This is a genomic window from Terriglobus sp. ADX1, assembly GCF_036877645.1.
Lineage (GTDB): Bacteria > Acidobacteriota > Terriglobia > Terriglobales > Acidobacteriaceae > Terriglobus.
In genome coordinates, this window is sequence record NZ_JAEDXV010000006.1 from 29,099 (window position 1) to 44,498 (window position 15,400).

The following is a 15,400-nucleotide window of genomic DNA, read 5'->3' on the forward strand; positions in this document are numbered from 1 at the left end:
CTCCTCCTGCGTTGCGTTTCTGAGCGCAGGCACCCGGGCAAGAATAGCGCACCGGACGGGGTAAATCGTAGTGTTGTGTTGGTTTTTTGCAGAACTGTAACAATCGTCAGTCGCCGGGCTGCAGCCGCAGGGCGTCGATCGCCAGTGGGACTGCGGTGGTTTCCTGATCCTTATACTGGAGGCGGTATAGACGCCAATACAGGCCGCGGTGGGCCAGAAGCTCGTTGTGGGTGCCGCTCTCGCGGAGCTTGCCCTTGTGCATCACCAGGATTTTGTCTGCACTCTGGATGGTCGATAATCGGTGCGCGATGACGAAGGATGTCCGGCCCGTGATCATCTTTTCCAGCGCGGAACGGACGCGGAGTTCGGTGTCCGTGTCGACGGAGGAGGTGGCCTCGTCGAGGATGAGGATCTCCGGGCGGTGCGCCAGGGCACGGGCGAAGCTGATCAGCTGCTTCTGGCCGGTGGAGAGGGTGGCGCCGCGTTCCTGCATGGGCTCATTGAAGCCCTGGGGAAGGGTGCGGATGTAGTCGCCGATGTTGACCTCGTCGGCGGCGCGTTCCACTTCCGCATCGGTGATCCATTCGGAGCCGAGGCGGATGTTGGATTTGACCGTGCCCGTGAACAGGAAGGCATCTTGAAGCACGACGCCGAAGCGTTTGCGAAGTGCTTCCAGCGGCATCTGACGGACGTCCATGCCGTCGACGAGAACACTGCCGTGCTGCACGTCGTAGAAGCGCATCATCAAGGCGGTGATGGTGGTTTTGCCCGCGCCGGTGTGGCCCACAACCGCTGCGGTTTCGCCCTTGGCGACATTGAAAGAGACGCCGCGAAGAATCCACTCCACGTCAGGAATTGAGGCGAGGTCCTCGTCAGTCCGCGCGAGTGCGAGGGAGGCTTTCTGCTCCTCGGTCAATGTTTGGTATGTGAACCAGACGTTGCGGAACTCAATGGCGCAAGGTTCGCCGTGCGGCGGTTCAACAGCGGTGGAGGGAGAGACGATCTCCGGCTCCGTGTCGATGAGTTTGAAGACGCGCTCGCTGGCGGCCATGGCAGCCTGCAGGATGTTGTACTTTTCACTGAGATCCTGGATGGGGCGGAAGAAGCGTTGCGCGTACTGCATAAACGCCAGCAGCACGCCTACGGTGACTGCGCGGCCAAAGAATGTGGCTCCATGCAGAACGCCGAAACCGCCCTTCCAGAGCACCATGGCGATGGCGATGGTGCTGAGCAGTTCCACTGCGGGGTAGTACAGCGAGTACGCCTGCACCTGATCGACGTAGGCGTCTCGATGTTCGGCGTTGATGAGGGTGAAATCGTCATAGGCACGCTGTTCGCGGTTGAAGAGCTGCACGATGCTCATGCCGCTGACGTGTTCCTGCGTGTAAGCGTTGATCTTGGCGATAGCTACGCGGATGCGGCGATAGCTGCTGCGGACGGCAATACGGAAGAGGCGTGTCGCGTAGCCAATGAGCGGCAGTACCGACAGCGTAAGCAGCGCCAGTGGCCAACTGAGCCACAGCATGATGCCCACGATGAAGATCAGTACAAACACGTCTTCAAAGATGGCGAGAACGCCGCTGGTGAACATTTCGTTCAGTGCATCGATGTCGCTGGTGACGCGGGTGACGAGGCGGCCTACGGGATTACGGTCGTAAAAGCCGACGTCCATGCGTTGCAGATGGCGGAAGATCTGCGAACGCATATCAAACATAATGCGCTGGCCAGTCCACTGCATCAGGTAGGTCTGCATGAATTCCAGCGCGTAGCTGAGCAGTAAGGCGCAGAGATAGAGCGCCGCGCATTCGGTGATGCCGACGAGGGGTTGCGGGCTGAGATGGCGCGCAAACCATCCGGGTACAAACGTGGTGTTGTGGCCCGTCATGTAGCGGTCTGTCGCTACGAGGACAAGATATGGGCCGACGACATCCGCGCCTGCTTTGAGCAGGATAGAGGCAAAGCTGAGGCCAGCATGGCCCGCGTAAGGGCGCATGTAGGTCAGCAGACGCTTCATCAGGCGGCTGTCATACGCTTTGCCCAGCACCTCTTCGTCGTGTGTGGACTTTGCCGCGGTTTTCGGCTTCTCTTTGCTTTTCTTGGCCATGCGCTTGTCTGATTGTAGATGTCTTTGTGGCACGCTTCGGCTCACGATTTTTACAGCACATACATGGGAAAATAGAAACGATGCACCCCCACGACGCCACGCTCGGCCTGTATGTGTCTGTGCCGTTCTGCCGGCAGAAGTGTACTTTCTGTAACTTCGCCTCGGACGCGTTTCCCCCGGCGCGGATGGCGGCTTATGTCGAACGGCTTGCAGCGGAAATTGAAGCGTCGCGTGAATTTGCCGCGCAACATCAGCTCACCATCCCGCAGCGGGTGAATTCCGTATTTCTGGGTGGCGGAACGCCTTCGCTGCTGGAACCGGAGCAGATGGCGCGAGTCTTTGCAGCACTGCGCGCGGCCTATCCCATGGAGCAGGACGCGGAGATTACCGTAGAGGCGGCTCCGGGGCAGATTTCAGATGAGCTGCTGGATGTGCTGCTGCAGAGCGGCGTGAACCGTGTTTCGTTGGGCGTGCAGAGTTTTGTCGATGCGGAATCGCGTGCCGTGGGACGCGTGCATACGGGTGACGCTTGCCTTGCGGAGTTGAAGCGTTTGCGTGCCGCGGGGATTCGCAACCTGAATGTGGATCTGATTGCAGGATTACCGCACCAGACGGTTGAGTCTTGGTCGCATTCCTTGCAGACGGCGATTGGCTCTGATGTGGAGCATGTGTCGGTCTACATGCTGGAAGTGGATGAGGACTCGCGGCTGGGGCGTGAACTGATTGGCCCCGGTGTTCGCTATGGAGCGCATGCTGCACCGACGGATTCGCTGGTGACGGATTTGTATGCTCAGGCTTGCGAAACATTTGATGCCGCAGGGCTGGCGCAGTATGAGATCTCGAACTTTGCGCGTCCAGGCTATGAGTCGCGGCATAACCTGAGGTACTGGAAGCGTGATGCGTATTTCGGCTTCGGGCTGGATGCGCATTCCATGCTGCGCTCACAAGCGGATGGACGCGCCTCGCGCTTTGCCAACGGCGATGAACTCGATCCCTACATTGCAGGCAACGAAGCCGTTGAAGTGGAACACATCGACATGCTGGGCGAGTGGGAAGAGAGTATCTTCCTGGGACTGCGGTTGGTGGAAGGCGTTTCCATTGCGGAGCTACGGGAATCGTTTCCTGCCGCTTGGCTGGATGCTTTTGTAGAGCGTGTGCAGAGCCTGCAGTGCGATGAACTGATGCGGTTGGAAGATGGCCGCACCATGCTGACCCAGCAGGGACGCATCGTGTCATCGAGCATCTTCGGCGAATTGCTGGCGGATGAGCCAGCCGTGGCATGAGTGCTCCCAAAAGATTAGGAGAAGTAACGATGGAAGTAATTGACCTGCGCAGCGACACCGTGACCAAGCCTACGCCGGAGATGCGTGCGGCTATGGCATCTGCCGAAGTGGGCGATGACGTGTACAGCGAAGACCCGACGGTGAATCGCCTGGAAGAGCGCGCTGCAGAGGTCTTTGGCATGGAAGCGGCGATTTTTGTCCCTACCGGATCGATGGGGAACCAGATTGCTCTGCGTCTGCACACAGAGCCGGGAAGGGAAGTCGTCTGCGAATCGCGTGCGCATGTGCTGGATTGGGAGATGGGCATGGCTGCAATGTTCAGCGGATGCCAGCTTCGTACAGTGCAGGGGCAGCGCGGCATTCTTCGCTGGAAGGATATTGAGCCGGCGCTTGCCACAACGGGTTTGTATTACAAGGCGCAGACAGGCCTGATCTGGGTAGAGAACACGCACAACATGGCAGGTGGATCGGTCACACCGCTTGCGGTGATGCGCGAGCTTCGCGATGGTGCGCATGGTCGCGGATTGCCGATTCATTTGGATGGTGCGCGTGTTTTTAATGCCGCCACCGCGTTGAAGACAGATGTAGCCACACTCACCGCAGGCTACGACTCCGTGAACTTCTGCTTGTCGAAAGGACTGTGCGCACCGGTGGGATCGCTGCTGGTGAGCTCACGCAAGAACATCGACAAGGCGAGGCGCATTCGCAAGGCGCTGGGTGGTGGCATGCGTCAGGCTGGCGTGCTGGCCGCGGCTGGATTGATTGCGCTGGATGTGATGTCAAAGCGGCTGGATGACGACCACGCCAATGCAAAGCTGCTGGCACAGCAGATCGCGGGAGTCGAAGGTATCTCTGTCGATCCCGCGGAAGTGGAGACAAACATTGTCATCTTCCGCACGGAGTTTGACGCGCCTGCTTATGTCGCTTTGCTGAAAGAGCGTGGTGTGCTGGCCAGCGCGATTAATGGAAATACAGTTCGTTTTGTTACGCATCATGATGTAAGCGGTGAACAATGCGCGCGTGCTGGCGAGATTGCCGTAGAGGTTGCTGCTCAGATGCTTCTTAAAACCGCATAAAACACGGCGTTTACGCGGTACACTGGCAATACACGTTTTGGTGCAATTCTAAAGAGGGATTGCTTTCTTCAACACAAGCGCAGCGGAATGCATTGGGAAGCGCGGTGAGAATCCGCCACTGCCCCGCAACTGTAAGCGCGCATCTTCGGAAATGCTTTTCGGAGACATATTCTTTCGTGACACGGCTATCACTGCGTAAGTGGGAAGACGGCATGTGCGAGATACGAAAGCAATGTGCGATGCGCGTAAGTCAGGAGACCGATTCCACTGCTGGTTGTAAGCCATGCTCCCGCGGGGGAAGCAGAGGAGAATTCTGATATGTATCGCATCGCTCAGAAGCGACGCGCGGCCGCGCAATTGTGCGCAGTTGCTGTGTGCGCCTTTACTGCATCGGTTGCACACGCTGTTGTTGTCCGCGGCGTCGTCCGCGATCCGCTGGGACGTCCTATCACCGTTGCACATGTGCGACTGGTCAAAGGGACGCAGGTGGTGGCATCCACTGTCACGCAGCCAGATGGTTCTTTTGAAATTCGCTCCACGGAAGATGGTCGCTTCCTCTTGATTGCGGATGCGCCAACATTCTCTCCGCAGGTGAGCGATACGTTTTATGGGCGGCAATGGGACCTGGTGCAGAAAAATCTGCAACTGTCGATCAGCTCCATCAAGCAGGACATTACCGTAACTGCGACAGGCGAACCGACGCCCGTGCAGCAGACCAGCGCCAGCGTGTCGTTGATCGACCCTCAGGCTTTGAGCACGCGTGCTGGCGTGGTGAATGAGCTTCGTCTGCAGCCCGGTGTAGCGATGGTGCAGACCGGGCAGTATGGCGGAGTAACGTCAATGTTTGTGCGTGGCGCAAACTCTGATGCAAACAAAGTGCTGATTGACGATGTGCCTGCGAACGATGTGGGTGGTGTGTTTGATTACGGCACGGTATCGTCTACTGCGCTTTCCACGATCGAGACACATCGCGGGCCCGACAGCATTCTGTACGGAACCGATGCACGCGCCGGCGTGGTTCGTTTTGAAACGCCGCATGGAGCCACATTGAAGCCCGTGCTGACGTACTCCGGCGATGCGGGCAATCTGCACACGTGGCGTAATGAGGGCACTCTCTCCGGTACGTATGGCAAGGCCGATTACTTCGGCGCTTTCTCGCGCTTTGATAGCTCCAATGCTTTGCCGAATGATCGTTATCACGCTGCAACCGCTGCGGCGAACCTAGGGTACAGCTTCAGCGCGAATACAAGCGTTCGCGGCACCGTGCGTAATTCAGTGAGTGCTGTGGGGATTCCGGGTGCATGGGACTTCCAGGGGCTTGCGCAGAACGGTAAGCAAGCCGATCAGGATACGTACTTCAGCGGTGTGCTGGATGACACACGCGGCAACGGTTGGCACAACACGCTCCGCTACATTGGCGCACGGAAGCGTGAGCAGTCTCGTTACTTTGCCGCTGTAGGCACGCCGGATGGCTACGGCGAATATTTTGGCAACACGGTGACGATTCGCGGTGCCAACGGAACGAAGGCCACAGGTCAGGTCATCGTTGGTTATGACCCATTTCCTACTTACTACGAGATGGTGAACAATCGCGATGGGCTGGACTATCGCACCAGCTATAGCTTCAATCGCCATTTAACCTTGCTGGGCGGCTTCCGATTCCAGGATGAGCGCGGTGCGTATCGCTATCCGCTGTATGGCGAAAACGACCAGGTGGGTCGCAGCAATTACGACTACACGCTGGAACTGCATGGTGATGCGTGGCATCGGTTGTTTTATACCGTTGGTGGAGCGATCCAGCGTAACTCACTGTATGGAACCGAGGGCCAGCCCCAGATCGGGCTTTCGTACTACGCTCTGCAACCGGGACGCGGATGGTTTCATGGCACACGTCTTCGCTTCCAGTTTGCGAAGGGTGTGCAGGAACCAAGTCTGAATGCGCAGCTTTCATCGCTCTATCAGAAGCTGATTGCGATTGGAGATCCCGCGGATATTACGAAGTTCAACGTAAGTCCGATCGGCGCGCAGCGCAGCCGCGTGTATGAGGGCGGAGTGGATCAGAATATTTATTCTGACCGCGCCATTCTGCATGTGACTTATTTTCATTCCTCGTACGGACGCGGAACGGAAGGCGTTCCAGTGACATTGTTCAACGCGTATTTCCACCAGAACCTGCCGGTGGCGTTGGGTAGCTTCTATCTCAATTCGCTGGATACGCGTTCTGTAGGCGTGGAGTCGTGGTTTGAGTACCAGGTTACGAATCACCTCTTCCTGCGTGCTGGATATACGTATCAGGATTCACTGGTGAAGCAGTCGTTCTCCAGCGATGCACTGGCGGCGTTGGGTGGCTCCACGACGATTAACCCGAACTATCCCGGCATTCCCATTGGGCAGTATTCGCCGCTGGTCGGACAGCGTCCGTTCCGTCGTCCGCCGCAGACAGGCTTCTTCCTGGCTCAGTACACGACAGCAAAGTGGTCAGCGGCTGTGAAGGGCGCGGTTGCTTCGCGGGCGGATGATTCCACCTTTATCGATGCCTATTCCAACTCGTCGTTCGATAATTCCATGCTGCTTCCCAACCGGAATCTTGATCCCGGATTTACGAAGTTGGATGCGAACTTCACGTACCAGGTGAGGCCATCGGTAGCGGTGTTTTCGCAGTTGGACAATCTGCTCAATAACCAACATATGGGGCCAATCGGCTATCCATCGTTGCCGTTTACCTTCCGTGCAGGGTTGAAGCTACGTTTCCCGCACGAGTAATCCATTGTGCAAGTGTTGAACATGCGCCACGGCTGAGTAAAAAGGCCCACACTGAGCGTCTCATCAGTGTGGGCCTTTATGATTTGGGCCGGAGGAATCTCATGTTGGCACGACTTCGTTTTGCATGTACTGCTTTTGCGCTTCTTTTTGCGGCGCTTCCTTCTCACGCACAGGAAGGTCCGTATGACGTTCGAGTCGTGTTGCGCGCTGAAAACAAGGGACAGGCTGCGACGTTGCAACAGAACGATCTGCGCGTGCAGTTTGCTGGTAAGAAAGTGCCCGTGCAGCGGTTGGAACCGCTGCTTGCAAACCGCGCAAAGCCTGTTGAGGTAGCCATCCTGATTGATGACAGCCTGCGGGGCAGCTTTGGTAATCAGGTGGATGAAATCCGTCGGTTCGCGGCTGATCTTGTAGCCGAGCACGTCACTGTGGGCGTGGCGTATATGCAGAATGGCCGCGCTGTATTTGGTGGTGGTGGATTCACCTCTGACCCTGAAGTGGTGTCGAAGCAGTTGCGGCTATCCCAAGGCGGTGCAGGTATAAGTGCAAGCCCGTATTTCTGCCTGCAGGATCTGATCAAGAACTGGCCGGGCGATAAGACAGCGCCGCGTGCCGTGTTGATGATTACGAATGGCATTGATCTATATAACGGCGCACCTACGCCGAATAATCAGTACAGCCCCTACGTGCAGTCAGCAATTCAGGATGCACAGCGAGCGGGCGTCCCGGTGTATTCCATTTACTACGGTCGTTTCGACACGCATCCCGGCTTTGCCAGCTTCAGTGGACAGAGCTACCTTGGCGATCTCGCCGATTCAACCGGCGCGAATACGTTCAATCAGGGAAGCCTGAACCCGCCCAGCATCAGCCCGTATCTGAAGCAATTTGAGAAGAACCTGAGTGAGAGCTGGCTACTGTCATTCCAGGTGGGAACGCGCAAGTTGGAACAGCTCAAAGTTGATGGAGCAAAGGGAACCAAGCTCTATGTGCAGCGCATGGCGCAGGGCCGCGACGTAACGGCGGGTGGCGTTCTTCGCTAGAGAAGATTGAGTAAGTAACAAACAGAGAAGCCCCGGATTGCTCCGGGGCTTCTCTGTTGTACGTGCTTGGGCTTAGTACATGCCGTCCATGCCGCCGCCGTGGTTGTGGCCGCCACCTGCCGGAGCTGCCTTCTCCGGAATCTCTGCGATGAGAGCTTCCGTGGTGAGCAGCAGGCCGGAGATGCTGGCTGCGTTCTGCAGAGCCGTGCGGGTTACCTTGGTGGGGTCGATGACGCCAGCGGCAACCAGATCTTCAAACTTGCCGGTTGCTGCGTTGTAGCCCTGGTTGTCCTTGGACTCCAGGATCTTGCCCACAACTACTGCACCCTCTTCACCAGCGTTGGCAACGATCTGACGCAGGGGCTCTTCGATGGCGCGGCGGATGATCGATGCACCGATCTTCTCGTCGCCTTCGAGGGTCTTGATGAGAGCATCGACGTCTGCCGCGGTGCGAACCAGAGCCACACCACCGCCCGGGACGATGCCTTCTTCAACGGCTGCACGGGTTGCGTGCATTGCGTCTTCCACGCGTGCCTTCTTTTCCTTCATCTCGGTCTCGGTAGCTGCACCGACCTTGATGACAGCAACGCCACCGACCAGCTTAGCGAGGCGCTCTTGCAGCTTCTCGCGATCGTAATCGGAGGTGGTCTTCTCAACCTGGCTGCGGATCTCACGCACGCGACCGTCGATGTCGGCTTCCTTGCCGGCGCCGTCGATGATGGTGGTGTTGTCCTTGTCGATGGAGACGCGCTTCGCGGTACCCAGATCCTCAAGCTTCACGGACTCCAGCTTGATGCCAAGGTCTTCCGTGATGGCCTTGCCACCGGTCAGGATGGCGATGTCGCCCAGCATAGCCTTGCGGCGGTCGCCGAAGCCAGGAGCCTTCACCGCAGCCACATTCAGCGTGCCACGCAGCTTGTTGACCACGAGGGTTGCGAGAGCCTCACCGTCCACGTCTTCCGCGATGATGACCAATGCCTTGCCGGTACGAGCAACCTGCTCCAGCAGCGGCAGCAGATCCTTCATGGCCGAGATCTTCTTCTCGTAGATGAGGATGTACGGATCGTCGAACGAAGCTTCCATGCGCTCTGCATCGGTCACGAAGTAGGGCGACAGGTAGCCACGGTCAAACTGCATACCTTCCACGACGTCGAGCTGGGTCTCCATGCTCTTCGCTTCTTCCACGGTGATGACGCCGTCCTTGCCAACCTTCTTCATCGCTTCGGCAATGATGGTGCCGATCTGCGAATCCGAGTTTGCCGAGATGGTGCCCACCTGAGCGATCATGTCGCCGGAAACCGGCTTCGACAGCTTCGACAGAGCGCCGCCCGAGACGTTGCCCTGTTCATCGCGCTTGCCCACAATAGCCTCAACAGCCTTGTCGATACCGCGCTTCAGAGCGGTCGGGTTTGCACCGGCTGCAACGGTCTTCACGCCTTCGCGGTAGATTGCCTGAGCCAGAACCGTTGCGGTGGTGGTGCCGTCGCCGGCAACGTCAGAGGTCTTGGAAGCGACTTCCTTGACGAGCTGTGCGCCCACGTTCTCGATCGGGTCCTTCAGTTCGATTTCCTTGGCGACGGTAACGCCGTCCTTGGTGATCGTCGGGGAACCGAACTTCTTCTCGATAACAACGTTGCGGCCCTTGGGACCGAGGGTGACCTTGACGGCGTCCGCGAGCGTATTCACGCCGCGCAGAATAGCCTGACGGGAATCTTCACCGTGCAGAATTACCTTTGCCATTGTCTTTCTTCCTTTACATTCGCGCTCATTGCGCGAGTTGATTCAAAACTGTCACTGCCGATAGAGCAGAAGGGAAGCTGAGCATTCATTCCAGTCAGCGAAGGGCGCAAAGCGCATCCGCTGCATGCAATGCTTACTTGAGGATTCCGAGGACTTCTTCTTCGCGCATGATCAGGAAGTCTTCGCCGTCCAGCTTGATTTCCGTGCCGGAGTACTTGCCGAAGAGAACCGTGTCGCCAGCCTTAACGTCCAGCGGGAAGACCTTGCCTTCATCGTTGCTCTTGCCCTTGCCAACGCTGATGACGGTGCCCTGCTGGGGCTTTTCCTTAGCGGAGTCGGGGATGATGATGCCGCCGCGAAGCGTCTCGCCCTCTTCCAGGCGGCGCACCAGAATGCGGTCATGCAGCGGTGTGAAAGTCGATGCCATGGTGTTTCGTTCTCCTTGGGTAATGGTCGATGGAGGTAATTAGCACTCCATCATTCCGATTGCTAATGTACGGACTGGCAGTCACAGTCGTCAAGTGCTAATCGATGAAATATGAGTGAAAGGCACTCATGTTCGAATTTCGGACAATGAAGCGTCAGAACGCGCCACCTTCGCCGCGACAGAACATGCCTCCGAACGATAGAATGCAGGGCATGTTGTCTCGTCGTTCGCTTCCCGTCGTTGCCACTTTGCTGCTCTCCGCTGCACCGTTACTTTCCGCCCAGAACGAACGCCATGGACGTAAGTACAAGGCTCCGCCGGAGACCAGCCATCTTGAAATTCTGGTGGTGCGCGACTTCAACGGCAAGGTGATTGAGAACGCTGGCGTCGTCTTCCATCCCACCAAGGACGGAATCGACGAGGGCAACCTGGAAGTGAAGTCCGGCCCCGATGGCAAGGCTTTCATCGACATCATCCCCACGGGATCCGATGTGCAGGTGCAGGTGATTGCAAATGGGTTTGAGACCTATGCGGGCGACATCAAGCTGGATGCTCCTTCGAAGCAGTTGACCGTCCGCATGAAGCGGCCGACGCAGCAGGTGTCTGCGTACGACGAGAACGAGGGAAAGGGTAACCTGAAGCGCAATGTCGGCGTGCAGGAGCCAATCCGCACTGGGACTGCGCCCACCACGACGGCCAAGCCGCTATCGGCCAGTGAGCCGGTCATTAAGCTGCCTGCGCTGCCGAAGTCGACCAATGCAAACGGCGATGCTACTGTTCAGCCTGGCACCACATCCGCACCCGCATCGAAGCAGCCGACGAAGACGGGTAACTCCGCACCGGTCGCGGATGGTACGACCGCGCCGCCGCAAACGAATTAAGTATGACTTCTTCGCACGAGGGCCTTCGTGGACGTCGCGTCCTGATTACAGGCGGCGTACGGAGGCTTGGCCGTGCCTTTGCCTTGGCGTTGGCGAACGCAGGGGCCGATGTTGTTGTCACCACGCGTCGCTCCGATGAAGCTGCAACCGATTTGCTGCAAGCTGTGGCGCTACTAGGCGGCCGTTATGCAGCGGTCCAATGCGACGTGACCGTTCCTGAACAAGTTAGCCGTGCCGTGGACGAGGCCGCGAGCTTTCTTGGCGGTATCGATCTCCTCATCAACAACGCGGGGATGTTTGAGTCGGCAAAGCTGGAAGACCTGACGCCGGAACAGTGGGACCGCATCTTTGCAACGAATACGCGTGGACCGTTCCTGGTGGCTCAGGCTGCGTTGCCGCATCTTCGCAGCAGCGGGCAGGGAAGAATCCTCAACATCGGATCGCTCGGCGGTATCCGTCCGTGGGTAACGCATGGTCACTACTGCTCCAGCAAGGCCGCGTTGCACATGCTGACGCAGACCATGGCAAAGGCGTGGGCACCAGAGGTCAGTGTGAACGCGATTGCGCCGGGTATGATTCGTTTTCCCGATGAGCCAGAACGCATGGCAGGGAAGACTCCGATGCAACGCGACGGTTCACCGGCTGATGTCGTGAAGGCAGTGTTGTTCTTTGCATCAGCGCCGCAGTTCATCACGGGACAGGTGCTGGCAGTCGATGGCGGTCTTGGGCTTGCCTGAGCCCTTGCTTCGATACACTGGAAGCTGACTGCTCATGTCCTCTGAAATTGTTCTCAAACCTTCTCCGGATGCTATTTCGCTTGCAGAACGGCGCGAACAGCTTGCTGCTGTGCGCACGCAGCTTGCGGAGCTGGAAGCGGAGCTTGCACAGTTTCGCGCGCAGCTAAAGGCATTTGAGGGCCGCTATCTGCGACAAGTGGGCGTGCTGTATGCCGAGCTGGATGCGCTTGAAGCACGCATTACCGAACACGAAGCTGCACTCTATGATTCTGATGCGGCGCGGCAGCGTGCAGAAGAAGCAAAGCAGCGTGCGCAGGAGAGCCACGATGCCGCCTTCGGTGAGGCACGCGAAGCAGAGGAGTTTGATCCTCCAACGAATCTGAAGACACTCTTTCGCGAAGTGGCCAAGCGCATTCATCCTGACTTTGCGCGCGATGATGCGGAGCAGCAATACTTCACCTTGCTGATGGCGCGTGCGAATCAAGCGTATCGACGCGGCGATGCCGAGGTGTTGCAACGGATGTTGGACGACCATCTTGAAATCAACGCGGCGGTTGCAGGTGAAACCACTGCGGCGGAACTTCTGCGCATCACGCGACAGATGCAGCATGCCAAGCGCGACATCGCATCGTTGGAGATGGAGCGCTACACGCTACAAGGCAGCGAGATTGCCATGCTGTTTCAGGACGCGGAGACGGCTGCACGTGAACATCGTGACCTGCTGACGGAACTTGCCGCCAGCGTGCGCGAACAGATTGCAGAGGCGCAGCGTCGCTTTGATTTGATTGATCGGCAGATGAACGTTCATGGAAGATAACGCACAGTCCGGACTGCAACATGTGCCCACGGGCTCTGGGTTGTCGTTACACACGGCACGCTCCGGCATGATTGCGCGTGGTCGTCGCGATGCGGCGAGTGCAGCATCCAACCCGCATTACAAGCGGGCGCTGGAACAGTACAACGCAGGCGATCATGTTGCGGCTGCAGCGTCATTCCGTCTCGCCGCAGATCAGGGACATGCGGAATCGCAATACATTCTGAGCACGCTCTATGACGAAGGCACCGGCGTCGCCCAGGACGACGAACAGGCTGCGTACTGGGAACGTAAAGCCGCTGAACAAGGGCACGCGTATGCGCAGGCCAACCTGAGTTTTCGTTATTACTCCGTGAACGATTTTGCTGAGGCCTTCACGTGGTGCCAGCGCGCGGCGTACAGCAAGCTGGCGTGGGCGCAGTACAACCTGGGCCTGATGTATCGCAAAGGCGAAGGCACAGAGCAGAGTGATACGCAGGCTGCGTATTGGTATCGCCTTGCAGCAGCGCAGAACTTTTCAGAGGCACAGCAGAAGCTGGCGGACATGTATTACTTCGGACAAGGCGTGCCGCAGAATTATGTACAGGCTGCGGCGTGGTATCGCAAGGCTGCCGATCAGGGAAATGCAGAAGCGCAGTTTCAACTGGGCCATCTGTACGCGATTGGCGAAGGAGTGGAGCATGACTACGTGCAATCGCGTTACTGGATTCGCAAAGCCGCGCAACAGGGCCATGAGCAGGCAGTGAAGGAACTGAAGCGTCGCCAGTATCGCGATGCGTGATTGCTATTCTGCGACGATCTCTTCTTCGAGTTGTTGCTTCTCGAAAAGTTCCGCGTAGTAACCGCCCTCGGCCAACAGCTCTTCATGCGTGCCAAGCTGAGCGATACGCCCATTGACCAGAACAGCGATGCGGTCAGCAGAACGCGCAGTGGAGACACGGTGCGCGATGAGGATGGTGGTGCGATCCTGCATCACCTCGCGTAGACCTTTCAGGATCTGCTCTTCCGTGTATGTATCCACGGATGCAAGCGCGTCATCAAGAATGAGAATGCGCGGATTGCGCAACAGAGCACGTGCAATCGACGTGCGCTGCTTCTGTCCACCTGAGAGCGTTACGCCGCGTTCGCCAACAAGCGTGGCGAAGCCGTGTGGGAACTCAAGAATCTCCGCGGCAATATGCGCGCGACGTGCGGCTTCTTCCACTTGCTGGTCTGTAGCATCCGGAACACCGAAGGCGATGTTGTCGCGGATGGACGTCGAGAAGAGGAATGTTTCCTGCGGCACAAAACCAATCGCGCGTCGCAGCGTGGCAAGCGGCCATTCGCGGATGGGAAGGCCATCGATGAGTACTTCACCGGCAGGCGCATCCAGCAAGCGCGGGATCAGGTTTACGAGTGTCGTCTTACCGCTACCCGTAGGACCTACGATGGCAAGCGATGACCCTGCAGGAATGGTCAGATTGACGCCGTCAAGAATCTTTGGCCCGTTGCCGTAAGCAAACGTGAGATTGCGGAACTCCACTTCGCCCTGCGGCACTGCATCAATCGCAACAGCATTGCCGCTCTCATCCTGAATCGACGGTACGGCCTTCATCAGTTCGTCGATGCGCATTACGGAAGCGGTGCCACGTTGGAAGAGATTAATGACGTAGCCAAGCGCCAGCATGGGGAAGGTCAACTGAACCATGAAGACCATATAGCTGGTGAACTGCCCCGCAGTGACATGCCCTAAGACAACCTGGTGCCCACCGACGAGCAACGTCAGAACGATAGACAGACCGAGGACAAACTCCAGCGTGGGCCACAGCATGGCCATGATGCGGACGAGGAACAGCGAACGCCGAATGTATTCGTGATTCGCCTCTTCAAAGGAACGGACCTCGGCCTCTTCCTGAGCAAAGGCGCGCACCAGTCGCACACCGGAAAAGTTCTCCTGTGCCTTGGCGCTGATCTCCGAGAACATGGCCTGGATGCGTTCAAAACGCTGATGGATTCGGCGTCCCATCAACTGCACCACGACCGACGCGATGGGCAACGGCAGGAACGCCAATAGCGTAAGACGAGGCGAAATGCGAATCATGAACGGAAGCGCCGCCGCAGTGAAGACCACGGTATTTGCCGAATACATGATTGCCGGTCCAAGTAGCTGGCGAACCGCATTCAGATCGTTCGTAGCGCGGGCCATAATGTCGCCCGTGCGATGTTCATGAAAGAACGTGATGGACTGCTTCTCCAGCGAGGCGAAGAGATCGTTGCGCAGATCGTATTCAATCTCGCGTGATGCACCGATCAGAATCCATCGTGTGGCATACAAGCAAACCGCGGCCACACAAGCGACAGCGATCAGCAACATCACATTGCGCGCCACAATACCCTGCGCACCGTGGTGGACCACGTCGTCCACCGCGTGGCCAATGAGCAGCGGCATGACCACCTTCGACGCGTTGTAAAACAGAACGGCCACCGCTCCACGGACAAGATGTCCGCGATAACGGTTCAGGTAAGGGAACAGTGGCCGCAGTTTATCCAGCATCG

The 15,400-nt window shown here is 57.7% G+C and carries 12 protein-coding genes and 1 riboswitch; of the genes, 8 read left to right on the plus strand and 4 right to left on the minus strand.

Translation table 11 applies throughout. The features are described from left to right. Positions 1-106: 106 nt before the first annotated feature. Complete coding sequence (locus tag JAO32_RS05650; RefSeq protein WP_334238369.1) at positions 107-2,104, minus strand: ABC transporter ATP-binding protein; 1,998 nt, start codon at positions 2,102-2,104, stop codon at positions 107-109. A gap of 80 nt (positions 2,105-2,184) precedes the next feature. Here JAO32_RS05650 and hemW point away from each other — a divergent pair, with 80 nt between their 5' ends. The 4 genes from hemW to JAO32_RS05670 all read left to right on the plus strand — a co-directional run bounded on the left by hemW (position 2,185) and on the right by JAO32_RS05670 (position 8,266). Continuing rightward, positions 2,185-3,387, plus strand: coding sequence for a radical SAM family heme chaperone HemW (gene hemW, locus JAO32_RS05655; protein ID WP_334238370.1), 1,203 nt, complete (start codon positions 2,185-2,187; stop codon positions 3,385-3,387). Between the two features lie 29 nt (positions 3,388-3,416). After that, complete coding sequence (locus JAO32_RS05660) at positions 3,417-4,463, plus strand: threonine aldolase family protein (protein ID WP_334238371.1); 1,047 nt, start codon at positions 3,417-3,419, stop codon at positions 4,461-4,463. 39 nt (positions 4,464-4,502) lie between these two features. Further along, positions 4,503-4,744: riboswitch (cobalamin riboswitch) on the plus strand. Positions 4,745-4,781: 37 nt separating this feature from the next. Continuing rightward, positions 4,782-7,226: a TonB-dependent receptor gene (locus JAO32_RS05665; protein WP_334238372.1), complete on the plus strand. Its 2,445-nt coding sequence runs from the start codon at positions 4,782-4,784 to the stop codon at positions 7,224-7,226. Positions 7,227-7,327: 101 nt separating this feature from the next. Next, positions 7,328-8,266 carry a hypothetical protein gene (locus JAO32_RS05670; RefSeq protein ID WP_334238373.1) on the plus strand — a complete coding sequence of 313 codons (939 nt, stop codon included), beginning with the start codon at positions 7,328-7,330 and terminating at the stop codon, positions 8,264-8,266. A gap of 72 nt (positions 8,267-8,338) precedes the next feature. Here the strand turns inward: JAO32_RS05670 and groL are convergent, their stop codons facing one another. Both groL and JAO32_RS05680 read right to left on the minus strand, forming a co-directional pair. Next, the gene (gene groL / locus JAO32_RS05675) at positions 8,339-10,006 is read right to left on the minus strand and encodes a chaperonin GroEL (RefSeq protein WP_334238374.1); all 1,668 of its coding nucleotides are present in this window, start codon (positions 10,004-10,006) and stop codon (positions 8,339-8,341) included. A 133-nt stretch (positions 10,007-10,139) separates the two neighbouring features. Next, positions 10,140-10,433 (minus strand): co-chaperone GroES, encoded by a 294-nt coding sequence (locus tag JAO32_RS05680; protein ID WP_334238376.1) that lies wholly within the window; start codon positions 10,431-10,433, stop codon positions 10,140-10,142. 146 nt (positions 10,434-10,579) lie between these two features. Between JAO32_RS05680 and JAO32_RS05685 the strand changes: the two genes are divergently transcribed. From JAO32_RS05685 to JAO32_RS05700, 4 genes are read left to right on the plus strand one after another with little or no spacing between them, the layout of a single operon-like run. Next, a complete protein-coding gene (locus JAO32_RS05685) occupies positions 10,580-11,314 on the plus strand; it encodes a hypothetical protein (RefSeq protein ID WP_334238378.1) in 735 nt (244 codons plus the stop codon). 2 nt (positions 11,315-11,316) lie between these two features. Continuing rightward, positions 11,317-12,051: an SDR family NAD(P)-dependent oxidoreductase gene (locus JAO32_RS05690; RefSeq protein ID WP_334238380.1), complete on the plus strand. Its 735-nt coding sequence runs from the start codon at positions 11,317-11,319 to the stop codon at positions 12,049-12,051. Positions 12,052-12,085: 34 nt separating this feature from the next. Continuing rightward, positions 12,086-12,868: a hypothetical protein gene (locus JAO32_RS05695; protein ID WP_334238382.1), complete on the plus strand. Its 783-nt coding sequence runs from the start codon at positions 12,086-12,088 to the stop codon at positions 12,866-12,868. Further along, complete coding sequence (locus JAO32_RS05700; protein ID WP_334238383.1) at positions 12,858-13,646, plus strand: tetratricopeptide repeat protein; 789 nt, start codon at positions 12,858-12,860, stop codon at positions 13,644-13,646. The genes JAO32_RS05695 and JAO32_RS05700 overlap by 11 nt, the downstream gene beginning before the upstream one ends. A gap of 3 nt (positions 13,647-13,649) precedes the next feature. Here JAO32_RS05700 and JAO32_RS05705 read toward each other — a convergent pair whose 3' ends face one another. Beyond that, complete coding sequence (locus tag JAO32_RS05705; RefSeq protein WP_334238386.1) at positions 13,650-15,398, minus strand: ABC transporter ATP-binding protein; 1,749 nt, start codon at positions 15,396-15,398, stop codon at positions 13,650-13,652. Between the last annotated feature and the right edge of the window lie 2 nt (positions 15,399-15,400).